19 protein-coding genes and 1 pseudogene are annotated in these 21,737 nt (G+C 70.2%); 16 read left to right on the top strand and 4 right to left on the bottom strand.

Annotated features, from left to right (window positions below):
• Window positions 1-3 precede the first annotated feature (3 nt).
• The 16 genes from rfbG to MKK53_RS05380 all read left to right on the top strand — a co-directional run bounded on the left by rfbG (window position 4) and on the right by MKK53_RS05380 (window position 19,244).
• Window positions 4-1,068: a CDP-glucose 4,6-dehydratase gene (gene rfbG, locus MKK53_RS05455; RefSeq protein WP_243927604.1), complete on the top strand. Its 1,065-nt coding sequence runs from the start codon at window positions 4-6 to the stop codon at window positions 1,066-1,068.
• A gap of 113 nt (window positions 1,069-1,181) precedes the next feature.
• Window positions 1,182-2,066 carry an SDR family oxidoreductase gene (locus tag MKK53_RS05450; protein WP_243927603.1) on the top strand — a complete coding sequence of 295 codons (885 nt, stop codon included), beginning with the start codon at window positions 1,182-1,184 and terminating at the stop codon, window positions 2,064-2,066.
• Window positions 2,063-3,364 carry a protoporphyrinogen/coproporphyrinogen oxidase gene (locus MKK53_RS05445; RefSeq protein WP_243927601.1) on the top strand — a complete coding sequence of 434 codons (1,302 nt, stop codon included), beginning with the start codon at window positions 2,063-2,065 and terminating at the stop codon, window positions 3,362-3,364. The genes MKK53_RS05450 and MKK53_RS05445 overlap by 4 nt, the downstream gene beginning before the upstream one ends.
• Before the next feature lie 70 nt (window positions 3,365-3,434).
• Window positions 3,435-6,530 carry a glycosyltransferase gene (locus MKK53_RS05440; RefSeq protein WP_243927599.1) on the top strand — a complete coding sequence of 1,032 codons (3,096 nt, stop codon included), beginning with the start codon at window positions 3,435-3,437 and terminating at the stop codon, window positions 6,528-6,530.
• A 265-nt stretch (window positions 6,531-6,795) separates the two neighbouring features.
• Window positions 6,796-7,263, top strand: a complete 468-nt coding sequence (locus tag MKK53_RS05435; RefSeq protein ID WP_243927597.1) for a YaiI/YqxD family protein — start codon at window positions 6,796-6,798, stop codon at window positions 7,261-7,263.
• Window positions 7,264-7,433: 170 nt separating this feature from the next.
• Window positions 7,434-7,853: a sugar 3,4-ketoisomerase gene (locus tag MKK53_RS05430; protein WP_243927595.1), complete on the top strand. Its 420-nt coding sequence runs from the start codon at window positions 7,434-7,436 to the stop codon at window positions 7,851-7,853.
• Window positions 7,850-8,959 (top strand): DegT/DnrJ/EryC1/StrS family aminotransferase, encoded by a 1,110-nt coding sequence (locus MKK53_RS05425; protein WP_243927593.1) that lies wholly within the window; start codon window positions 7,850-7,852, stop codon window positions 8,957-8,959. The genes MKK53_RS05430 and MKK53_RS05425 overlap by 4 nt, the downstream gene beginning before the upstream one ends.
• The gene (locus MKK53_RS05420) at window positions 8,947-9,603 is read left to right on the top strand and encodes an acetyltransferase (RefSeq protein ID WP_243927591.1); all 657 of its coding nucleotides are present in this window, start codon (window positions 8,947-8,949) and stop codon (window positions 9,601-9,603) included. The genes MKK53_RS05425 and MKK53_RS05420 overlap by 13 nt, the downstream gene beginning before the upstream one ends.
• Complete coding sequence (locus tag MKK53_RS05415; RefSeq protein WP_243927589.1) at window positions 9,600-11,744, top strand: glycosyltransferase family 2 protein; 2,145 nt, start codon at window positions 9,600-9,602, stop codon at window positions 11,742-11,744. The genes MKK53_RS05420 and MKK53_RS05415 overlap by 4 nt, the downstream gene beginning before the upstream one ends.
• Window positions 11,745-11,902: 158 nt before the next feature.
• A complete protein-coding gene (locus MKK53_RS05410) occupies window positions 11,903-12,727 on the top strand; it encodes an FAD binding domain-containing protein (protein ID WP_243927617.1) in 825 nt (274 codons plus the stop codon).
• Window positions 12,724-15,465 carry a molybdopterin-dependent oxidoreductase gene (locus tag MKK53_RS05405; protein WP_243927615.1) on the top strand — a complete coding sequence of 914 codons (2,742 nt, stop codon included), beginning with the start codon at window positions 12,724-12,726 and terminating at the stop codon, window positions 15,463-15,465. The genes MKK53_RS05410 and MKK53_RS05405 overlap by 4 nt, the downstream gene beginning before the upstream one ends.
• A gap of 74 nt (window positions 15,466-15,539) precedes the next feature.
• Entirely contained in the window at window positions 15,540-16,424 is an 885-nt protein-coding gene (locus MKK53_RS05400) for a family 16 glycosylhydrolase (RefSeq protein ID WP_243927587.1), read from the top strand.
• Between the two features lie 172 nt (window positions 16,425-16,596).
• Window positions 16,597-16,830: a hypothetical protein gene (locus tag MKK53_RS05395; RefSeq protein WP_243927585.1), complete on the top strand. Its 234-nt coding sequence runs from the start codon at window positions 16,597-16,599 to the stop codon at window positions 16,828-16,830.
• Window positions 16,831-17,091: 261 nt separating this feature from the next.
• Window positions 17,092-17,268 (top strand): hypothetical protein, encoded by a 177-nt coding sequence (locus tag MKK53_RS05390; RefSeq protein ID WP_243927582.1) that lies wholly within the window; start codon window positions 17,092-17,094, stop codon window positions 17,266-17,268.
• 158 nt (window positions 17,269-17,426) lie between these two features.
• Window positions 17,427-17,939, top strand: a complete 513-nt coding sequence (locus MKK53_RS05385) for a DUF2721 domain-containing protein (RefSeq protein ID WP_243927580.1) — start codon at window positions 17,427-17,429, stop codon at window positions 17,937-17,939.
• Window positions 17,940-18,095: 156 nt separating this feature from the next.
• On the top strand, window positions 18,096-19,244 hold the full coding sequence (locus MKK53_RS05380; protein WP_243927578.1) for an alpha-hydroxy acid oxidase: 1,149 nt from the start codon (window positions 18,096-18,098) through the stop codon (window positions 19,242-19,244).
• 26 nt (window positions 19,245-19,270) lie between these two features.
• Here the strand turns inward: MKK53_RS05380 and MKK53_RS05375 are convergent, their stop codons facing one another.
• From MKK53_RS05375 to MKK53_RS05360, 4 genes and pseudogenes are all read right to left on the bottom strand, one after another.
• The gene (locus MKK53_RS05375) at window positions 19,271-19,990 is read right to left on the bottom strand and encodes a cytochrome c biogenesis CcdA family protein (RefSeq protein WP_243927575.1); all 720 of its coding nucleotides are present in this window, start codon (window positions 19,988-19,990) and stop codon (window positions 19,271-19,273) included.
• Between the two features lie 155 nt (window positions 19,991-20,145).
• Window positions 20,146-20,412, bottom strand: coding sequence for a hypothetical protein (locus MKK53_RS05370; protein ID WP_243927573.1), 267 nt, complete (start codon window positions 20,410-20,412; stop codon window positions 20,146-20,148).
• A 105-nt stretch (window positions 20,413-20,517) separates the two neighbouring features.
• Complete coding sequence (locus MKK53_RS05365) at window positions 20,518-21,564, bottom strand: helix-turn-helix domain-containing protein (RefSeq protein ID WP_243927571.1); 1,047 nt, start codon at window positions 21,562-21,564, stop codon at window positions 20,518-20,520.
• Between the two features lie 41 nt (window positions 21,565-21,605).
• Window positions 21,606-21,737, bottom strand: a pseudogene (locus MKK53_RS05360) (IS5/IS1182 family transposase); the annotation flags it as partial.

Here is a 21,737-nt window from a genome sequence, read left to right as displayed (position 1 = left end):
CTCATGAATCCGAGCGCATCTGTCTGGAGCGGCCGACGCGTCCTGCTGACCGGTCATACCGGCTTCAAGGGCGCGTGGCTCTCGCTGTGGCTCGCCGAGCTCGGAGCGCAGGTCACCGGGCTGTCCGACGGGATCCCCACGGAGCGGAGCCTGTTCGAGGACGCGTCGATCAGCGAGATCCTGACCGACCGGCGGGCCGACATTCGCGACTTCGACAGCGTCCGGTACGTCGTGCGAGAGGTCGACCCCGACATCATACTCCACCTCGCCGCGCAGCCCCTCGTCCTGCTGTCCTACGCTCAGCCCCTCTTGACCTACGCCACCAACGTGATGGGGACGGCCCACGTCCTCGAGGCGGCCCGGCTGCACGGGAACGGGTGCCCGGTCGTCGTCGTGACGACCGACAAGTGCTACGAGAACCGTGAATGGCTGTGGGGCTACCGCGAGACGGAAGCCATGGGCGGCCACGATCCCTACAGCTCCAGCAAAGGCTGCGCGGAACTGGTCGCCTCGGCCTACGCCCGGTCCTATACGAAGGCCGGAAGCGGGTTCCGCACCCTGACCGCCCGGGCGGGCAACGTGATCGGCGGCGCCGACTGGGCGGCCGACCGTTTGATCCCCGATCTCATCCGGGCCTATGAGAAGGGCGAATCGGTGGGGATCCGCAAGCCGGACTCGATCAGGCCGTGGCAGCACGTGCTGGAGCCGCTTTCCGGCTACTTGCTCCTGGCCGAAAGCCTGATGGCGGGCCAAGAGGTGGCGAGCCAGGGGTGGAATTTCGGCCCCGGCACGGATGCGGAGGTGACCGTCCGCGACGTCGCGGACCGCGTCTCGCAGATTCTGGCGGCCGGGAAGGGGTGGCACTTCAGCGGGGATCCGAACGACCTCCATGAAGCGCAGACCCTGCGTCTGGACTCGACGAAGGCCCGCACAAAGCTCGGGTGGAAGCCGCGCTGGAAGCTCGACCGCGCCCTCGAGGCGACGATCGAGGTCTACCGCTGCGACGCCAAGGGCCCGCAGCTCAGACAGACCGTCGCGCGGCAGATCGCCGACTATGTGAGCAGCTGATCGTGATGATGCCGCCAAGACGCCGGTCGATCCGAGCAGACAATTCCCATCGCAGCGCGTGAGACGGAACCACCGAGACGAGACAACACCATCTCGATGAGAATGAACAGATCATGCGCTACCTGTTGACGGGATCGAGCGGTCTTCTCGGTTCGACATTCCTGACCATGTCGAACCACGAGGTGACGTGCCTGTCCCGGGCCGAGCTCGACGCCGGGCAGGGGGATCGCCTGCCCGGCATCGTGGCGGGCCACCGCCCCGACGCTGTCATCAATTGCGCCGCGCACGTTCAGGCCGATCAGGCCGAGGACGATCCCGCACCCGCGCGCGAGGCCAACGTCCAACTGCCCGGTCGTCTGGCCGGCATCTGCCGCGATCTGCAGATCCCGCTCGTTCACTTCTCGAGCACGGGGTGTTACGGCAACTGGAAGGACGGTCCTTATACGGAGGACGACCCGCTTCGCCCGACGACCGTCCATCACACGACGAAGATGGAAGGCGAACGGATCGTCCGAGAGACGAATGCCGACCATCTCATCCTCCGTACCGGGTGGCTGTTCGGCGGTCGCCCCGAACACAAGCGCAATTTCGTCTGGCAACGCCTTCTGGAAGCCGCCGACCGCGCCACGCTGACGAGCGATGCCGACCAGCATGGCTGCCCGACCTTGACCGACGATGTCGTCGCGCAGACGCATCATCTTCTCGCCAACGGCGTGCGTGGGACGTTCAACTGCGTGTCGGCCGGAGCGGCCTCGCGCTTCGACTACGTCGCCAAGATCGTCGAGCTGTTCGAACTTCCCTGCCGCGTGGTGCCGGGGCCGGCCTTCGCGCGTCGGGCGCCGGTGTCTCCCAACGAGACGGCCGTCAACCACCGCCTGGGATCGATCGGCATGGATCGCATGCCGGACTGGGTGAGCGCGCTGACGCGATATCGAAACGAAGTCTGCAATTGGGCCGAGTGGAAGCACTTGGCCGGCGCGAGGGGCGGTTCGCGATGACGATGAACATCATTCTGGGCGGCGGCATCGCCGGGCTCAGCGCGGCCTACGAAGCCAAGCGCCTCGGTTTCGAGACGGTCATCTTCGAGAGTTCGCCGACGCCGGGGGGGCTCCTCAACAACTTCACCGTTGATGGCTTCCGCTTCGACTCCGCCGTACACCTGTCCTTCGCCGAAGAGCGGGAGGTGCGCGAGGTCTTCGATCGCTCGGACTACCATCGTCACGAACCCGAAGCCGTCAACTGGGATACAGAGCAGTGGCTCCGTCATCCCGTTCAGAACAATCTCTACCCGCTCCAGGCCAGCGAGAAGGTCGAACTCATCTCGGGCCTGGTGAATGCCCCGCCGAGTGGGGACATTCGCAACTACGAGGACTGGCTCATCCAGCAGTATGGCGAGCCGATCGCCCGCCGCTGGCCCATGGTCTATACTGAAAAATACTGGACCTTGCCGGCCAATCAACTCGGGACCGATTGGGTTGGGGCGCGCGTCCGTCGCGCCGACCTGCGGGAGGTGCTCCAGGGGGCGTTTTCCGAGGACACGCCGCACGGCTTCTACGCCAAGGAGATGCGCTACCCGAAACAAGGGGGCTATCGCAGCTTCATCAAGCCGATGATCGATGAGGCGCGGGTGATCGCCAACCACGAGGTCGTCCGCATCGACGTCAACAATCGTCACGTGTATTTCGCGAACGGCGAAGTGACGTCCTTCGACCGTCTGATCTCGACGCTGCCCCTGCCCGAACTGATCGCCCTGATGGACGACGTCCCCGACGACATCCGGCAGACGGCCGCTTCGCTCTTCGCCACGAGCGTGGATCTCATCTCGGTCGGGTTCTCCAAACCGAACGTATCCCCCACCCTGTGGTTCTACATCTACGACCGCAGCATCCTGGCCGCCCGCGGCTACTCCCCGAACTGGAAATCTCCGGACGCCGCGCCGGAAGGCTGCAGTTCGATCCAATTCGAGATCTACTCGTCGCCCGCGCGCCCGCTCACCCATTCGATCGAAGACTTGAAGGCGAACACCCGCGACGGCATCAAGAAGATGGGATTGGCCGACGACGCCGATATCCTCTTCCTGCATCACAAGCGGCTGAAATACGGCAACGTGGTGTTCGACCTCGGGATGGAAGCGCGGCGTGATCGCGTCAAGGATTACGTCGAAAGCTGCGGGATCGCCCTTGCGGGTCGTTTCGGCGAATGGGCTTATCTCTGGAGCAATCAATCCATGATGAGCGGCATCAACGCGGCGAGGAAAATCTTCAGTCCCGCGCCCCCGGCATCGGTGGCTCCCTGACGCCGGCGGCTTCGCCTCACCCATGGCGCGGCGCATGCCCGCACGTCATCACACCAGGTCATAGGCCAAGATGCCCCTTTCAGACTCGTCGCAGGCACATAACCTTGGGCTGAACGGCCTGAAGATTTGCATTTGTACGCCGGACTACATGCATCTCATCCGAAACGGCGGCATCGGCACGTCGTTCCAGCACACGATTTCGGTGCTCGCCCCCATGGGGGCGGCGATCACCGTTCTGTATGCCAACCTCACTCCCGGCATGAGCGAGGAGGATCGCGAGCACGCGGCCAAGCTTGTCGAACGCGACGGCGCCAAGCTTGAATACCTGTTCCCGGAGCCCCTCGGCGATGCGATTTCGTCGATCTACCCCAACGACATTTTCACGGCCTCATCCTACTTCGCCTACCAGTGGCTGAAGACGCGGGATTTCGACCTCGTGATCTTTGCCGACTGGCGCGGCATCGCGTTCCACAGCGTCCATGCGAAACGCCAGAATCTCGCATTCCAGCGGACGCAGCTTTGGATACAGGCACACTCGACCGCGCTGTGGCACGAGCTCAACAATCAACAAGCCAACTACGACGAAACCAACATCCGAGTCTATCATTACGAGCGAAAGTCGATCGAACTCTGCGATCGGGTGCTCGGGGCGACGCAGTATCTGCTCGACTGGATGACCGAGCACGGCTTCAAACTGCCCGAGCAAACCTCCGTTTTCCCGCTCATCATCAATGGGAATCTGCTCGCCGGGGCGGGCCTCGCGTCCTCCTCCGCCGCCGCCGCCGCGCCCAACACGCGAATCCGGGAGATCGCGTTCTTCGGCAGGCTGGAAAAGCGCAAGGGCCTGCACGTCTTCCTTCAGGCGCTGCAACGGCTCGCCAAGTACAATCGCGATCTTCTCGACCGGAACGAGATCCGCATCAGCTTCCTCGGCAAGATCACATCGGTCGATGGATCCAATTCGCTGACGTTCATCGAGCGTGAGTTGCACGGACTCGATCTCAAAGTCTCCCTGAATCCGGCACTCTCGTCCTCGGAAGCGATCAGCTATCTGAAGAAAAACGATGCGCTCGCGATCATGCCGTCGCTCACGGACAATTCGCCCCTCACCGTGCACGAATGCATCAATGCGGGCATTCCGTTCATCGCCGCACGGTCCGGCGGCATCCCGGAACTGATCCATCCGGAGGATCACGATACCACCCTGGTGGACCCGTCGCCGGTGCAACTCGCCACACGCATCGTCGAGATCGTCGGCAACGGACAGCGGCGGGTTCGTCCCGCAGTCAACCAAGCGGCCGACAACATTCCGCGCTGGGTGAACCTGCTCAAGGACGTTCCCAACGCCAACCAGACGGCCGCCCCCGCCCAGGCGTCGAGCCCCCTGGTCAGCGTCTGCCTCGTCCATTTCGAACGGCCGGCGCTTCTCAAGAAGACCCTCGATGGGCTTGCGGCGCAGACCTACAAGAACTTCGAAATCATTCTCGTGGACAACGATTCACGGACGCCGGAAGCCGTCGAGTTCTTGAGCAAGGTCAAGGACCGCTACAGCGACCTGCAGATCCGCGTTGAGAGGCTGCCCGACCTGTATGCCGGCGCGGCCCGGAACAAAGCGCTTAGCTTAGCGCGCGGCGATTACATCGTCTTCATGGACGATGACAATTACGCGCATCCCAGCCAAATCGAACTCTTCGTTCGGGCGATCGTCTCGTCGGGTTTCGATGCCCTGTCGTGCGCGCTCATCGTGTTCGATGGCGAGGACGATCCGCAGGATTTGCAGCGGTTCATCCACCTGTTCTTACCTGCGGGCAGCGGCATCGCGCTGAACCTGTTCAGCAATTCTTACGGCGACGCCAACGGCATCTACAGGAAGAGCGCGATCGAGGCAGTGGGCGGTCTCACCGAGGAGCGCCTGTCGTGGGAGGACTACGAGCTTTTCTCGAAGCTCGAGCAGCACGGCTTCAAGGTCGGCACGATTCCGGAACCGCTCGTGTATCTTCGCGCGGTGGTGGGCAGCGTGTCGCGCCGGGGCTCGATGCTGAGCAACTACTATCGCGCCCTGCGGCCGGCTCTCAAGAACTTTCCCTGGTCGACGTTCGGGGATGCGCTGCTCATCGCGATCTCACCTCGCCTCCAGAGCGCGGTCGCCCAACGGTTCGACGCCGAGGATCAAGTCGAAGACAAGCGGATCCTTTATCATTCCGAGATCCCGTTGGTGGTCAGCCGGCTGTTGATCGAACGGGCCTATCGTCGGGAGGGCTATCCTGCAGCGCTGCGGCATCTCGAACGGCTCATATCGGCCGGCGGCAGTCAGGATCGTTACAAAAGCGACCACTTCTTCCTGCAGGTCGCGGCTCTTCTGTCGTCGATCCCCGTGCAGGACGATGACGAAGAGAAGTTCGCCCTGGCGACGGAGTGCGCACAGATCATCAAACGGCGTGATTTTTCGGCCGTCGTCGAATTTCTTCACGAGCACGAAGTCCCTGCGTCGGCCATCGATCTGTCCTACAGGATCGGGCTTGGAAAAATCCTTACTGGCGAAGTCGAAGCCGGCCTGACGATTTGGGCCTCGATGATCGATGGAATCGAAATTGAATACTTGAAAGACTCGCCTGACATCAGGACTGGCGTGGAAAAGAAGCACCTTCGATCCGGTATTCAGCATTATCTACAATATGGCTACGCCGAATGTCGCCGTTGCCGCTACACTCCGCCTCTGAGGTCGCCGTTGGCAGCGGATTCGATCCTGGTGCCCGAGAACTATTTTGCGACCATTCAAAGCATCCTGAATGCGTCGGCGGCGACGGCCGTTCCGCGGATCGAAGGGTTGTTGACCGAGATCATCTCGGGCGGGTCGGTGATTGCCGCGGGCGACTTCGCGAAGCTGCTATTGAACGAAGCCGAACCGATGTATCTGCGCGATCATGCGGACGTGGAGCGCAGCATCAACGCGGGGGAAACCCTCGACGTATCCTCACATTGGACGATGTTCGGCCACGCCGAGGATGATCGCTATCACGCCATCCACAGCGTCAACTCGGAAACCGTGGAACAAGCGGTCTACGACCGGTTGCTCGGACGGCGCGTCGCCCACGAGATGGCGGCGTTCCGGTATGAGAACTCTCGGATCAAAGACTGGGTTTCCGGCATCGAACGCGGCCTGTGAAGGCGTCCGGTGCACCGGATCGGGCGCGGGGTCCCATGGAGTCCGCGCGGCCACGCCCGTCCTGCGGGTGATCTGACCGATCGAGCCTCCCGCGGGCGCGCCGACCAGTCTGCGCCCGCGGTGGACCGACCGGCGTGCGGTGCCGCCCGGTGATCGCGGGGGTTCTCCGCAAGACCTGGATCGGCCCGAGGCGGCGCGCTCTTCTCCCCACCGATCGAGGGGCCGCCGCCGTGATACAGGCACGGGACGAGTGTGGGAGAGCCCCGTGTCGCAACCGATCACGATCTACATCGATGCCGATGCATGCCCGGTGAAGGATGAGACCTACCGGGTCGCCGCCCGTTACGGGCTGCACGTCTACGTGGTGGCCAACAGCATCCTCAATGTGCCGCGGGAGCCGTGGATCGAGCGCGTGATCGTCTCCGACGGGTTCGATGCCGCCGACGACTGGATCGCCGAGCGGGTCGGGCCGGGGGGCATCGTCATCACCGCCGACGTGCCGCTGGCGAGCCGCTGCGTGAAAGCCGGGGCGAACGCCCTCTCGCCCACCGGCAAGGCGTTCACGGACGCGTCGGTGGGGATGGCGCTGGCCACCCGCAACCTGATGCAGGAGCTGCGCGAGGCCGGCGCCGTGACGGGCGGGCCGCCGCCCTTCTCGGCCAAGGACCGCTCCGCCTTCCTCGGCGCCCTCGACAGGGCGGTGATGCGGCTGCGGCGCACGGCCGGGGCCTGACAGTCCGGGCCGCCCCCTCGCCGGGCCCCCCTCGCCGGGCTGGGTTCCGGAAAACCCAAGTCGAACGGCGCAATCGACCCGCTATACCCCGGGATATTCTGGCAATTGTACACGAGCTTGTGACTATGTAGTTTATCCAGCAAACGACATCCGCCGGAACGATAAGAATGATGCCGAGCGAGATCATCGAAGGTGTCAACCTTTTGCCGCAGGTCGTGCACCGCGATATCCGCGGCAATCTCGTCTCGTTCGAAGAGTTCGGCAACGCTCCGTTCTTTCCCAAGCGGGTTTTCGTCATCACGGTGGATCGGCCAGGTCCTGATCGGGGCGGCCACGCCAATTCCTGTGACGAGCTGATCAGCGTCATCAGCGGTGCGGTCACGGTCGAGGTCGACAACGGCCGGGACTGCCGGTCGGTGAGGCTGGAGGGCTACGACGAGGCCCTGTGGATCCGGGCGGGGGTCATGATCGGGCTGCGCGATTTCGCGCCCGGCACCGCGCTCCTCGTCTGCGCGTCCGAACGATACGAGGACACCCGCCACTACGACCGGCCGAGGATGACCATGACCCGGGCCCTGTGCCCGGCATGATCCCGCAGGCGGCGCCGCCCCTGCGGATCGCACGGTTCAGGCGCGAGATCGACGGAGCGGTGGCGCGGGTGCTGTCCGGCCCGTCCTACATCCTGGGCGAGGCGGTCGCCGCCTTCGAGGACGCCTTCGCCGCCGGGGCGGGGGGATCGCCGCAGGGATCGCACTGCGTCGGGGTCGCCTCCGGGACGGACGCCCTGGCCCTCGCCCTGCGGGGCCTCGGGGTCGGCCCGGGGGACGAGGTGCTCCTCCCGGCCCTGACCTTCGCCGGGACCGCCCAGGCGGTCCTGCATTGCGGGGCGAGCCCGGTCCTCGTGGAGATCGATGCCCGCACCCGCTGCATCGACCCGCACGCGGCCGCCGCCGCGGTGGGCCCGCGCACGGCGGCGATCGTGCCGGTCCATCTCTTCGGCCACCCCGCCGACATGCCCGCGCTGATGGCGGTGGCCGCCCGGCACCGGCTCGCGGTGGTCGAGGATTGCGCGCAGAGCCACGGCGCCACCCTCGGCGGGAAACGCCTCGGGACGTTCGGCCACGCGGCGGCCTATTCCTTCTACCCCACCAAGAACCTCGGCGGCGTCGGCGACGGGGGCGCGGTGGTCACGGCCGATCCTTCGCTGGCCGCGCGCCTGCGCGGCCTGCGCCATTACGGGTTCGAGGACCGGGCGCGGGTCAGCGGGCGGATCGGCTTCAACTCCCGGTTGGATGAGATCCAGGCGGCGATCCTGCTCGCGCTTCTGCCGCATCTCGCGCAGGCCAACGCCGAGCGCCGGGCCATCGCCGCCCGCTACCGGGACCTCCTGGGCGGAACGGAGCTCGGCCTGCCGCCGGAGGACGAGGGCGCCGTCTACCACCAGTTCGCGGTCACCGCGGCGGACCGGGACGGGTTGAGGGAGCGCCTGGCCGGGCGGGGGATCGGCACCGCCGTGCACTACGCGCCGGGCCTCCACCGCCACCCCGCCTTCGCGGAGGGCGCCCGCACGCCGCTCCCGGTGACCGATGCCCTCGCCGCGCATCTCCTCAGCCTGCCGATCCAGCCCGAGGTGGCGGGCGGGCAGGTCGCGCGCATCGCCGGGGCGATCCGGGAGTGCCTGGCATGCGGGGGGTGATCCTCTACGGGGTCGGCTCGCCCATCGTGGTCGATGTCGAGGAGAGCCTGCACCGGGCCGGGCTGACCCTCGTGGCCGGCATCGCCAACCATCCGGGCCCGAGCCACCTGCTCGAGGGGGCGCCGGTCAAGGCGCCCGCCGGCCTCACCGACGGGGAGAGGGATCTGCCGTTCCTCGTGCCGCTGTTCACGCCGGGCCACCGGCACGCGGCCGTGGCCGACGCGGCCCGGCACGGCCTGCACCGCCCCCTCACGCTGATCGACCCCAGCGTCGCGGCCCCCCGGCGCCTCGAACTCGGGCCGGGCAGCTACGTCAATGCGGGGTGCAGCCTCGGCGCGGGCAGCGTCTTCGGCGCCTTCGCCTTCATCAACCGCGGCGCCAGCCTCGGCCATCACCTGCGGTGCGGCGCCTTCGTCTCGGTCGGGCCGGGGGCCGTGCTGGCGGGCCATGTGTGCCTGGGCGAGGGCGCCTTCGTCGGTGCGGGGGCCACGGTCCTGCCGGAGATCGCGGTCGGCGCGAACGCCGTCGTCGGCGCGGGCTCCGTCGTGACGCGGGACGTGCCCGCCGGCTGCCTCGCCCTCGGCAACCCGGCGCGGATCGTCCGGCGGGACATCGGCGGATACAGGGGCATCGCCATCCCATGAGGCGGCCCGTCGTCCATCTCTACACGGTCTGCTGGGACGAGGCCGACATGCTCGGCTTCTTCTTCCGGCACTACGACCCGTGGGTCGACCGCTACGTCGTCTACGACGACGGTTCGACGGATGGGTCCCGGGACATCCTGCGCGCCCATCCGAGGGTCGAGCTGCGCGACTTCTCGCGGGACGACCCGGATTCCTTCGTCCTCTCGCACCGGACGATGCAGAACGAAGCCTGGAAGGAGAGCCGCCACCGGGCCGACTGGATCGTCGTCACCGCCATCGACGAGCACCTGCACGTGCCCGGCCACGCCATGGCGGAATACCTCGCCGACGAGGCGGACCGGGGCGTCACCCTGATCCCGGCCCTCGGCTTCGACCTGAACCACCCGGAGATGCCGGAGGATGCCGGCCTCCTCACCGGGCGGGTCACCCGCGGGCGGCCGCGCATCGCCTTCAACAAGCTCAGCCTGTTCAAGCCCGAGGCCCTGCGCGAGACGGGGTTCGGGCCGGGGCGCCACGCCGCCACCCCCGCGGGCGACCTGCGCCTGCCGGCCCGGGACAGCCTCGTCCTGTGGCACTACAAGCATCTCGGCTTCGCGCGGAACGCCGCCCGCGAGGCGGCCCAGGCGGACCGGCTCGGCCGCACCGACCGGGCCGAGGGGTTCGGCCAGCACTACCTCTGGGGCCGGGAGAAGCTGCGCGCCTTCTGGGACGAGATGGAGCGCGATTCCCGCGACCTCGTCGGCGCCGTGCCCGATGCCCTCGCTATCCGGCCGCTGTGGTGGGAGGAGCAGGGGCTGCGCCGGGCGGAGGCCGCGCCGCTGGCGCCCCTCACGCCCGCTGTGCCCGGCGCGCCGCCCACCGTCTCGGTGCTGGTGAAGTCCTACCAGCACGCCCCCTACGTCCGGCAGACCATCGAAAGCGTCCTCGCCCAGTCCTTCCAGGATTTCGAGATCGTCGTCACCGACGATGGCTCGACGGACGGGACGGCCGAGATCCTGCGGGGCTTCACCGATTCGCGCATCCGGCTGGAATGCTGGCCGGAGAACCGGGGCATCTCGGCGGCCATGAACGCGACCGTCGCCCGGGCGCGGGGGCGCTACCTCGCGATCCTCAACTCCGACGACTGGGCGCTGCCCGGGCGCCTGCGCCGCCAGGTCGGCTTCCTCGACACGCATCCCGAGGTCGGCCTCGTCTTCGGCATGCCGCGGGCCGTGGACGAGGCGGGCCTCCCGACGGACCCCTTCAACGACTTCACCGAGCCCCTGCGCTTCGGCGACTTCTCCCGGCGGACGTGGCTGCGCCAGTTCTTCTTCCGCTACAACGTCCTGTGCGCGCCGAGCGCGATGATCCGACGGGAGGCCTACGCGGCCGCCGGGCCCTACGACCCGCGGCTGACGAACCTGCAGGACTTCGAGATGTGGATCCGGATGCTGATCGCCGGACAGGCCATCCACGTGCTGCCCGACAGGCTCACCGCCTTCCGCATCCGGGCCGACAACGCCAACACCAGCGCCCCGAGCCCCGAGGCGCGGCTGCGCTCGCCCTTCGAGCACGCCCAGGTGCTGCGCCGCTTCACGGAGATCAGCGAGGACCTGTTCGCAGAGGTGTTCGACGCCGCGGAGGACGTGCGGCCGGGCGAGCCCATGCCCGTGCGCATCGCCCACCTCGCCCGGCCGCTCGAACGGATCGAGCACCGGAGCTTCGCCCTCCAGACCCTCTTCGAGGCGGCGCGGACGCCGCAGCAGCTCGCGGACCTGCGCGACTGGGGCGGCAGCCTCGACGCCCTGAACCTGCGCGCGCTGGAAGGGTACGAGGCGTGGAACCGGGACGTGGTGGCGGCCCACGACCTCGCGGTGTTCACCCGTGACCGCGCCACCGCGGAGGCGGCGGAGGCGGCCGCCCGCCACACGGAGGAGGCGACCCGCCACCGGGACGAGGCGGCCCGCCACCGGGAGGAGCTGGCGGGGGCCGAGGACCGGCTCGCTCGGAGCGAGGAGGGCCGCGCGGGGATGCGGGCCGAGCTGGACGGATTGGACGCCCGGCTGAGGGCATCCCTCCTCCGCCAGCGGGAGATGGAGAATTCCCTCGGGTGGCGCGCGGCGCAAGCGGTGCGCCGGATGGGCCGGCTGTTCCGCCGCTGACCGGATGGCCGTGCCCCCTCGCGGGACGGGGGCGTGACGCGGGGGCGAGGCCGCGGCGGCGGCGAGGATCGGGCCGAATGTTCGGCCGGAGGCCGGGGTCGCCCCCGGTCGGCAAGCTACTTGCCAAGGGATCCCGGAGACCTTCCATCTGGGTGGCCATGGACCTGCACACGATCGAGACGCTGATCCGGCCCCGCAGCCGGGCGGAGCTGCCGGACTGGCGGGCCGGGGATGCGTGGCTCGCCGGGGGCACGTGGCTCTATTCGGAGCCGCAGCCGGACCTGCGCCGGCTCTTCGACCTGACCTCCCTCGGCTGGCCGCCGCACCACGCGTCGCGCGGGGGGCTGACCCTCTCGGCCACCTGCACCGTCGCCGCCCTCGACAGGCTGGAACTCCCCGGCGCCTGGATCGCCGCGCCCCTCGTCGGCCAGTGCTGCCGGGCGCTGCTGGGCTCGTTCAAGGTGTGGAACGGGGCCACGGTGGGCGGCAACCTGTGCCTCGCGCTCCCCGCCGGGCCGATCATCGCCCTCGCCACTGCCCTGGAGGGCGAGTGCCTGCTCTGGGCCCCGGACGGGAGCGAGCGCCGCCTGCCCGTGACCGACCTCGTCCTCGGGCCGCAGCGCACGGCCCTGGCCCCCGGCGAGATCCTGCGCAGCCTCGCCCTGCCGGCCGCCGCCCTGTCCCGGCGCACCGCCTTCCGGCGGATCAGCCTCAGCCCCCACGGGCGCTCCGGCGCCCTGCTGGTCGGCACACGCGCCGCGGACGGGGGCTTCACCCTCACGGTCACCGCCTCGGTGCCCCGGCCCCTGCGCCTCGCCTTCCCGGACCTGCCCGGCCGGGACGACCTGCTCCTCGCGATCGATGCGGCGATCCCAGACGGGCGGTACTACGACGACGTCCACGGCCGCCCGGACTGGCGGCGGCAGGTGACCCGCCTCCTCGCCGTCGAGGTCCGGGACGAGCTGGCGGGGGCGTGCCCATGAGGCTCACGGTCAACGGACACCCCCACGAGGCGGCGCCCCGGCCGGGCCAGTGCCTGCGCACCTACCTGCGCGAGGCGGGCTGGTTCGGGGTCAAGAAGGGCTGCGACGCGGGCGATTGCGGCGCCTGCACGGTCCATCTCGACGGCGAGCCGGTCCATTCCTGCCTCGTCCCCGCCATCCGGGCGGAGGGCGCCTCGGTCACCACCATCGAGGGCCTGTCCGGCCCCTGCCGGCCGGGGGAGGCCCCCGCGCCGGTCCAGCCGATGCAGGCGGCCTTCCTCGCCGCGCAGGGCTTCCAGTGCGGCTTCTGCACGCCGGGCATGATCATGACCGCCGCCGCCCTCGACCAGGGCCGGCGGCGCGACCTCGGCGACGCCCTGAAGGGCAACCTCTGCCGCTGCACCGGCTACCGGGCCATCCGCGACGCCGTGGCGGGGGTCGGCCATGTGGAGGCCCCCCGCGGGGGGGAGGGGGGCGCCGTCGGCCGCAGCCTCGCGGCGCCGGCCGCCCCCCTCGTGGTGACGGGCACCGCCCGCTTCACCTTCGATGCGCCGGAGGCCGGGGTGCTGCACCTGAAGGTGCTGCGCTCGCCCCACGCCCATGCCCGGATCGCCGCCATCGACACCGCCCCGGCCTACGCCGTGCCCGGCGTGGTGGCGGTGCTGACCCACGCGGACGCGCCCCCGCGCCGCTTCTCCACCGGCCGCCACGAGGACCCGCGGGACGACGCCGCCGACACGTCTGTGCTCGACCCCGTGCTGCGCTTCGCCGGCCAGCGGGTGGCGGCGGTGGTGGCCGAGACGGAGGCCGCCGCCGAGGCCGGGTGCCGGGCGCTCCGGGTGACCTACGAGGTCCGCCCGGCCCTCCTCGACCCCGCCCGCGCCCTCGACCCCGACGCCCCCCGGGTCCACGACCCCCTCGACCGGCCGGGGGAGGACGCCCCGCCGCGCTCGCCCCATCCGAACCTCGCCGCGGAGGTCCACGGCGAAATCGGCGACGCCGCCGTGGGCTTCGCCGGGGCCGATTGCGTCTACGAGGGGGAGTTCCACTCCCAGCGGGTCCAGCACGCCCACCTCGAGACCCATGGCTGCCTCGGCTGGCGGGACCCGGACGGGCGGCTGACGCTGCGCACCAGCAGCCAGGTGCCGTTCCTGACCCGGGACGCCCTCTGCGCCCTGTTCGGCCTCGGGCGGGGGGAGGTGCGGGTGGTGTGCGGGCGCGTCGGCGGCGGCTTCGGCGGCAAGCAGGAGATGCTGACCGAGGACTTGGTGGCGCTCGCCGTGCTGAGGACGGGCCGCCCGGTGAAGTGGGAGCTGACCCGCCAGGAGCAGTTCACGGCCACCACCACCCGCCACCCGATGCGGGTGCGGGTGAAGGTCGGCGCCCGGCGGGACGGGCGGCTCACGGCCATCGCCCTCGACGTGCTCTCCGACACGGGCGCCTACGGCAACCATGCCGGCGGCGTGCTCCACCACGGCTGCAACGAGGTGCTGGCCGCCTATACCTGCCCGAACAAGCGGGTCGATGGGCGCGCCGTCTACACCCACACCCTGCCCGCGGGCGCCTTCCGGGGCTACGGCCTCAGCCAGACGATCTTCGCCCTGGAATCCGCCCTCGACGAGGTGGCGCGGCGGCTGGGCGTGAACCCGTTCGACCTGCGCCGGATCAACGCCGTGCGGCCGGGCGAGGCCATGGTCTCCCATCACCTGGAGCCGCACGACGTGGTGTTCGGCAGCTACGGGCTCGACCAGTGCCTGACCCTGGCCCAGGAGGCGCTCGCCGCCGATCCCGGCCCGGAGCCGGAGCCGGAGCCGGGCTGGCGCGCCGGCAGCGGCATGGCGATGGCGATGATCGACACCATCCCGCCCCGGGGCCACCATGCCGAGGCCCTGGCCGCGCTCCTGCCCGACGGCACCTACCGGGTCCGCGTCGGCTCCGCAGAGTTCGGCAACGGCACCGAGACGGTCCACCGGCAGCTCGCCGCCGAGGCCCTGAACGCCGAGCCGGAGACCGTGCGCATCGCGGGCGCCGACACCGACGCGGTGGGGCACGACACCGGCGCCTACGGCTCCACCGGCACCGTCGTCGCCGGGCGCGCCGTGCTGCGGGCGGCCCAGGCCCTGGGGGAGGCGATCAAGGCCCGGGCGGCCGAACGGCTCGGCCTCGCCCCGGAGGAATGCGCCCTCGACGGCGGCGGCGTGGCGAGCCCGCGGGGCCGCCTGCCCCTGTCCGCCCTGGCGCCCCTGGAGGCGCGGGGCCGCTCGGACGGCAGCCCGCGCTCGGTCGCCTTCAACGTCCAGGCGTTCCGGGTGGCGGTCCACCCCCCGAGCGGGCAGGTCCGCATCCTCCGGAGCGTCCACGCCGCCGATGCCGGGGTGGTGGTCAACCCGATGCAGTGCCGGGGGCAGATCGAAGGCGGGATCGCCCAGGCGCTGGGCGCCGCCCTGTACGAGGAGGTCCGCCTCGACGGGCAGGGCCGGGTGGAGACGCAGACCTTCCGCAACTACCACATCCCCGCCTGCGGCGACGTCCCGGACACGCAGGTGCTGTTCGCCCGGACCCACGATTCGGTCGGCCCCCTCGGCGCCAAGTCGATGAGCGAGTCGCCCTTCAACCCCGTCGCGGCGGCCCTCGGCAACGCGATCCGCGACGCCACCGGCGCCCGGCTCACCGCCACGCCCTTCGCGCCCGACAGGATCTTCCGCGCGGTCTCGGCGGCCTGCGGGGAGGGGGGCTGACGGAAGACGCGCCACCCGCGGGCACCCGCCGGGCTGCCGGGGCGTTGCCCCCCATCACCGAGACGGATCGCCCGATGAAGACCTTCGCCTTCGCCACCCTGGCCGCCCTCGCCGTCGCGGGGGGCGCCTACCGCCTCGCGGGCGGGGGCGCGGCCCTGAACCCCGTCGCCCTGGCCGCCGACGAGGGGGCGGCCGGCCCCTCCACCGAGGGCATGAAGCTCGTCTTCGAGGATACGTTCGACGGCACCGAGCTCGACCTCGCCAAGTGGTATCCCGGTCCCAAACCCGATGGCGGGCAATGGGGCGGCGCCCATTTCGTGGGGGCGAACGAGGTCGGCTTCGCCAAGGTCTACATCGTGAAGGACGGCATGCTCACCCTGCGCGCCCACCACGATCCCGCCTACAAGGACCCCGAGAAGTGGGGACGGACGTGGTATTCGGGGCAGGTCAGCAGCGCCTTCCCCAACAAGCGCATCTCGGCCGCCATCCGGACGGGCTATATCGAGACCCGCGCCAAGTTTCCGAAGAACAAGGGCTCGTGGCCGGGGTTCTGGATGATCTCCGCCGACACCGGCACCCCGGGGGCCAAGGATCCCGGCGGCACCGAGGCCGACGTGTTCGAGTTCTACGGCGACGCCCCGGGCAAGTTCAGCTCCAACGTGATCGACTGGCCCGGCGCCAGCGGGCGCAAGCCGGCGGGGCAGCAGCTCGTCTGGACCGAGACCGGCGCCGACCTCACCGCCGGGTTCCACACCTACGGCGCGCGCCTCACCCAGAAGGAGATGATCGTCTACTTCGACCACAAGGAGGTGAAGCGCCTGACGCTGCCCCGGCCGGACACGACCGGCCCGTTCATCGTGCTCCTCGACAACGCGATCCATACCGACAGCGGGGTCGATGTGCCGCCGTCCGGCTATGCCGATGCGGTGTTCGACTACGTCCGGGTCTGGTCGGACTGACCGGATCGCCCGCCGATTGTTGCGGCGCGGCAGAATGTTCGGCATCCCGCGGAAGTCTTTCGCAGTCGCGGGATGACTGAATACGGGATTCCGATACAGAGCGACCCAAAGATCGATTGACAGATCCGTTTGATACGGGGTGAAATGCAATCGATAAGATTTGGGAGTGAAAATGGCCAAGTTTACGCTGGGAATCATGGCCGACGGTGACGATGAGCCCGTTCGCCGAATCGCTATTCAGGCGGGCGACGAGTCGTCGGCACAGTGCGAAGCCAATGCGGCCTACGAAAAGGTCCGCCGGGACTACCCGGACGCCACGGAGCTGCATTTGGCGGACGGGTTCGGCCATTCCTGGAACCGCCCCGTCGCGACGAGCGGCGTGGGTGAGTGGACGAGCCTCCACTAGGTCGTCTTTCACACCCCCTCAATCGGTGAGGCGCGACGCGCTCTCCTCCCCCTCGGGGGGAGGGGGGCGAAGCCCGTGTCGGGCGCCGCGAGGCCGGGTGAGCGCAGAGAAGTCCGGCCCTGCGGCGAGCGCCGCGACGGCGCCCGTTCGGCCGCCCGCACCACCTTGCCGACCCGCGAAACCTTGACGCGCTGCGGCAGCGCCCAACATCCCCCCTCGCAAGCGTGGCCGTATTGGCGAACGAGGTGAGGAATGGGGCAGGTGAAGGGACCGCGGCCGGGGACGGATCTCCAGGCCGTGCGGAAGCGGGCCGGGACCGAGCTGATCGACCGCATGGGCATCCGGTCGGAGGCCGAGCGGGCGGAGATCCTGATCAGGGAGGCCCGCAAGGCGCGCCTCGCGGCGCAGGCGAAGGCCCTGGTCAAGAGCGAACCATAGAACGGGGGCCGGCCGTCCGCGGCGGCCCGCCACCATCCCCCCTACCAGCCCCGCCCCCTCGCGTGGCCCCGCGGCGACGGCCCTCCGTTGCAACGGGGCCGGGAACGGCCCTAGAGGGTCCCGGCCGCCGCGGCGGGGCAGATCATGGGGGAGGGGGCATGGACCTGTTCGGCGGCGCGCTCAGCGGGAATTCGCCCGACGACATCGCCCACATCATCCAGGTCTCCCTCGCGCCGGCCTTCCTGCTGTCGGCGCTCGCGACGCTCCTGAACACCTTCTCCACGCGCCTCGCCCGGATCGCCGACAAGGTGAATGCCGCCGACCGGGAGTTGCACTCGGCCGATGCCGAGGCGGCCCGGCTGATCTCCGTGCGCCTCGCCTTCCTGCACCGCCGCTCCATCCTGCTCGATGCGGCGGTCGTGCTCGCCTGCCTGGGGGCGGGGCTGGTGCTGAGCTCGATCCTCACCCTCTATGTCGGGGCCCTGCGCGACGGGGCGGCGGCCTCGGTGCTGTTCGCCCTGTTCGGCCTCGCGCTGGTCCTCACCGTCGCCGCGATCTCGGCCTTCCTCGCGGAGATCCTCCTCGCCGGGCGCGGCGTGCGAGTCGAGGTGGAGCGCCAGCGGGACGCCGCCTTCAAGCGCCGCGGCTTCCAGTCCATGCTGGACGGGTAAGGCCCCCGACCGTCGTTGCCACGGGCCGGGGAACCCCTCAAGATGGCGGGCAAGGACCGGCATCCACGACCGGCCGGCGGGGAGGGTGCGGAGAATGCGAGCCGTCGTGCCGATGCCCCGACACCCAGACCCCTGACCCGCGAGGACCGGTCCCCGATGGACCCCACCATCACCACGATCGAGGATCTGCGCCGGATCGCCCGGAGGCGGGTGCCGCGGATGTTCTACGATTACTGCGATTCCGGCTCGTGGACCGAGGGCACCTACCGGGCGAACGAGGCGGATTTCGCGGCGATCCAGTTCCGCCAGCGGGTCGCGGTCGACATGACCGACCGCTCGCTCGCCACGACCATGGCCGGGCAGCCCGTGGCGATGCCCGTCGCCCTGGCGCCGACGGGCATGACCGGCATGCAGCACGCCGACGGCGAGATCCTGGCGGCCCGGGCGGCGGCCGCCGCCGGGGTGCCCTTCACCCTGTCCACGATGAGCATCTGCAGCATCGAGGACGTGGCCGAGGCCGTGAGCGCGCCGTTCTGGTTCCAGCTGTATTTCATGCGCGACCGGGCCTTCAACGACCGGCTGATCGACCGGGCGGCGGCGGCGGGCTGCTCGGCCCTGGTCCTCACCCTCGACCTGCAGATCCTCGGCCAGCGCCACAAGGACATCCGCAACGGCCTCTCCGCGCCGCCGCGCCTGACGCCTTCGACGGTGCTCGACCTGCTCACCAAGCCGCGCTGGTGCCTCGCCATGGCGCGCACCCGGCGCCGGACCTTCCGCAACATCGTCGGGCACGTGGAGGGCGTGGGCGACACCCGCTCCATCTCGGCCTGGACCGCGCAGCAATTCGACCCGCGCCTCGACTGGGACGACGTGGCCCGCATCCGCGACCGCTGGAAGGGCCCGCTGATCCTCAAGGGCATCCTCGACCCCGAGGATGCCGAGAAGGCGGTGGCGACGGGGGCCGAGGCGCTGGTCGTCTCGAACCACGGCGGGCGCCAGCTCGACGGCGCCCCCTCCTCGATCGCCATGCTGCCGGAGATCGCCGGGGCGGTGGGCTCGCGCATCGAGGTGCTGATGGACGGGGGGATCCGCTCGGGCCAGGACGTGCTGAAGGCGGTCGCCCTCGGGGCGAAGGGCGTCTTCATCGGCCGCTCCTTCCTCTACGGCCTCGGGGCGGGCGGTGAGGCGGGGGTGGCGCGCTGCCTGGAGATCATCCGCAAGGAGCTCGACATGACCATGGCCCTGTGTGGCCACCGCTCGATCCGCGCCATCGACCGGTCGATCCTGCGCCCGCCGCACGGCTAGGGCGGGGGGCGGCCGGAGGGGGCCCGTCAGAGGCGGGTGGTGAGGGCCGTCAGCCAGTCCGGGGAGGCGTTGACGAGGGCGGTCTCGGCCGCCTTGTCGGTGCCGGTGGCGATCATCAGGCCCGTGGCCACGAGGATCAGGCCGAGGGCGGCCTTCAGCCCCTTGCCGACCCCCAGCATCCGGTCGCGCCAACGCATCATCATCTCGCGCGACAGCGTGCCCAGCAGCAGCAGGGGCAGGGCCGCGCCGAGGCCGAAGAGCAGCATGGTGAGCGCGACCACGCCGAGGTCGCGCCCCTGGGAGGCGAGGAGCGAGGCCGCCCCGAGGGTCGGCCCGACGCAGGGGCTCCACACTGCCCCGAGGAGCACGCCGACGCCGAACTGCCCGGCGAGGCCCGCCGTCGGGAGGCCGCCGAACCGGCGTTCCGTCCAGTCGCTCACCGGCCCGGCGGCTGCGGCGAGCCGCGTCTGCGCGGCCGGCACCATCAGCACGAGGCCGACCAGCACCAGCATGAGCGCCGCGGCGATCCGGAAGACGCCCGCATCGAGGCCGATGGCGAAGCCGACGGTCGCCACGAACAGGCCGATCGCCACGAAGGACAGGGCGAGGCCCGCGGCGAGGGCGGCGGGCCCGAGCCGGTGCTCCGAGGCGGCCGCGCCCAGCACCAGCGGCAGCAGGGGCAGCACGCAGGGGGACATCACCGAGAGGATGCCCGCGAGGAAGGCAAGACCGAGGCTGGCGATCATGGGCGTCGGTCTCCGCGGTGGGGGCGATTCCGGGCGGGCCCCCGGGAAGGGGCCGCCCCCGACGAGGTTGAGACGAACCGGCATCGCCGGGCAAGCCCACCCTGTTCCCCCTCGCCCTCGCCCGATCAGCCCCGCCCTCGCGCCGGTCCCCGGCCTCAGCGCCGGGGCAGGAACAGGATCGTCGGGCCCACCCCGAAGCCGTCCGGCGGCGTGGACGGGCGGCCGAAGGTCTGGTCCCAGGTCAGCGTGATGATCTGTGCGCCTTCCCCGGCCTCCTCCGGCTGGGCGCGGGCGGCCCGGCGGCGCGCGGCGCCGATCCAGCGCTTGATCATCGGCCCGCGGGAGCGCCGGTCCTCCGGCGCATCCGCCTCCTCCGGCTGGCGCCAATCCCCCGCACTGTACCGACCCTTCGCTTTCCGCACGATAGACACCCGTCAGAGACAACCTGAAGGTATCTCGCGCGCCCGTGCCTCCGCCGCGACGGTCGCCCGTCCCAATCCCTTCAGCCACCGTCCCAAACTGCCGGGTCAGATGTCCAGCCTGAGAACCCAGTCGTAGAAATCGTCCCACCCCCCGGCCGGCAGGTCGGTCGGCGGGGGGCGTCCGGGGGCGGGGCCGGGGATGCGGGCGCCCGCCCGCACGTCCGCGGGGCTGATGCCGAACTCGGTGCGGAACGCCTGGGTGAAGCTCACCGGGCTCGCGTACCCGTAGCGGTAGGCCACCTCCGAGACGCGGATCTCGTGCGGCCCCGCCGCGGCGAGGTCGCGGCAGGCGCGGGCGAGTCGGCGGCGGCGGATGTACTCGACCACGCCCCCCAAAGGCGCGAACAGCCGGTACAGCCCGCTGCGGGAGATGCCGAAGCGGTGGCAGAGGTGGCTCACGTCGAGATCCGCCGATCCGATCTCCGCATCGATGTAGCGGCGGATCGCGAGGAAGACGGGGGCGCGCTCCATCGGCTGGGCGACGCCGTTCACCCCGCCCGCGGTCCGCACCGCCATGGACAGGAGGATCGCCGTCGCCTGGGCCGCGGCCCGCGACTCGGCGGCGCTGAAGCGGGGCGCGTTCGCGCCCACGGACCTCAGATGGTCGTTGACCAGGGTCCCGAACGGCGTGGCCCCGCGCAGGATCGCCCCGTGCGCCTCGTCCAGCCCGCTGCCCGCCTCCGGGAACAGGCCCCGGGGCATGATGAAGGTCATGGCGCGATAATCGGTGGATTCCAGCGCCAGGGGCTGGGACAGGTCGAGGAGGCAGACGTCGCCCGCGGTGATCGGCGCCTCGCGGCCGGCGATCGCCACCGTCGCCTCCCCCGCGAGCCTCACCTGCGCCGCGATGTGATCGACGCCCATGCGCGCGACGAGCCCGCGCGAGCGCTCGATGCGCAGCTCCGAGGCGGCCGTGAAACCCAGGATGGCGTTGCCGAGGTGGTAGACCTCCGACCGGCCGCGGAAATCCGGGGTGTCCTCCTTGCGGATCTTCACGTCCCAGAACGGCGCCACCGCCTCGCGCCACGCCGAGATCTTCCGCGGGCCGAGGGTCGAGCCCTCCAGGCGCAAATTGGGTCCGCGGACGGTCATGGGGGCTCGGGGGAACGGTCTGGCACGCCGGCTAAGAGCGCCTAACAAAACCATCGTTCGATGAAGCGCCAGACGATGAGGGCGGCAGCCAGCGTCGAGAAGGCGAGATGGATGTCGGCTCGCCGCTCGTAGCGGATGGCGAGGCGACGGAACTGGGCGAACCACGCCAGGGT

This window comes from Methylobacterium sp. J-076, from assembly GCF_022829405.1.
Classification (GTDB): domain Bacteria; phylum Pseudomonadota; class Alphaproteobacteria; order Rhizobiales; family Beijerinckiaceae; genus Methylobacterium.
Note: the sequence above shows the minus strand (reverse complement) of the source record. Positions and strands in the feature narration are given on the sequence as shown.

Coding starts and splice junctions, on each gene's coding strand:
- MKK53_RS05425 (WP_243927593.1), top strand. CDS start 7,850: ATGATCCCGCAGGCGGCGCCGCCCCTGCGGATCGCACGGTTCAGGCGC.
- MKK53_RS05375 (WP_243927575.1), bottom strand. CDS start 19,990: ATGATCGCCAGCCTCGGTCTTGCCTTCCTCGCGGGCATCCTCTCGGTG.
- MKK53_RS05395 (WP_243927585.1), top strand. CDS start 16,597: ATGGCCAAGTTTACGCTGGGAATCATGGCCGACGGTGACGATGAGCCC.
- MKK53_RS05365 (WP_243927571.1), bottom strand. CDS start 21,564: ATGACCGTCCGCGGACCCAATTTGCGCCTGGAGGGCTCGACCCTCGGC.
- MKK53_RS05380 (WP_243927578.1), top strand. CDS start 18,096: ATGGACCCCACCATCACCACGATCGAGGATCTGCGCCGGATCGCCCGG.
- MKK53_RS05405 (WP_243927615.1), top strand. CDS start 12,724: ATGAGGCTCACGGTCAACGGACACCCCCACGAGGCGGCGCCCCGGCCG.
- rfbG (WP_243927604.1), top strand. CDS start 4: ATGAATCCGAGCGCATCTGTCTGGAGCGGCCGACGCGTCCTGCTGACC.
- MKK53_RS05440 (WP_243927599.1), top strand. CDS start 3,435: ATGCCCCTTTCAGACTCGTCGCAGGCACATAACCTTGGGCTGAACGGC.
- MKK53_RS05420 (WP_243927591.1), top strand. CDS start 8,947: ATGCGGGGGGTGATCCTCTACGGGGTCGGCTCGCCCATCGTGGTCGAT.
- MKK53_RS05410 (WP_243927617.1), top strand. CDS start 11,903: ATGGACCTGCACACGATCGAGACGCTGATCCGGCCCCGCAGCCGGGCG.
- MKK53_RS05445 (WP_243927601.1), top strand. CDS start 2,063: ATGACGATGAACATCATTCTGGGCGGCGGCATCGCCGGGCTCAGCGCG.
- MKK53_RS05415 (WP_243927589.1), top strand. CDS start 9,600: ATGAGGCGGCCCGTCGTCCATCTCTACACGGTCTGCTGGGACGAGGCC.
- MKK53_RS05400 (WP_243927587.1), top strand. CDS start 15,540: ATGAAGACCTTCGCCTTCGCCACCCTGGCCGCCCTCGCCGTCGCGGGG.
- MKK53_RS05385 (WP_243927580.1), top strand. CDS start 17,427: ATGGACCTGTTCGGCGGCGCGCTCAGCGGGAATTCGCCCGACGACATC.
- MKK53_RS05450 (WP_243927603.1), top strand. CDS start 1,182: ATGCGCTACCTGTTGACGGGATCGAGCGGTCTTCTCGGTTCGACATTC.
- MKK53_RS05430 (WP_243927595.1), top strand. CDS start 7,434: ATGCCGAGCGAGATCATCGAAGGTGTCAACCTTTTGCCGCAGGTCGTG.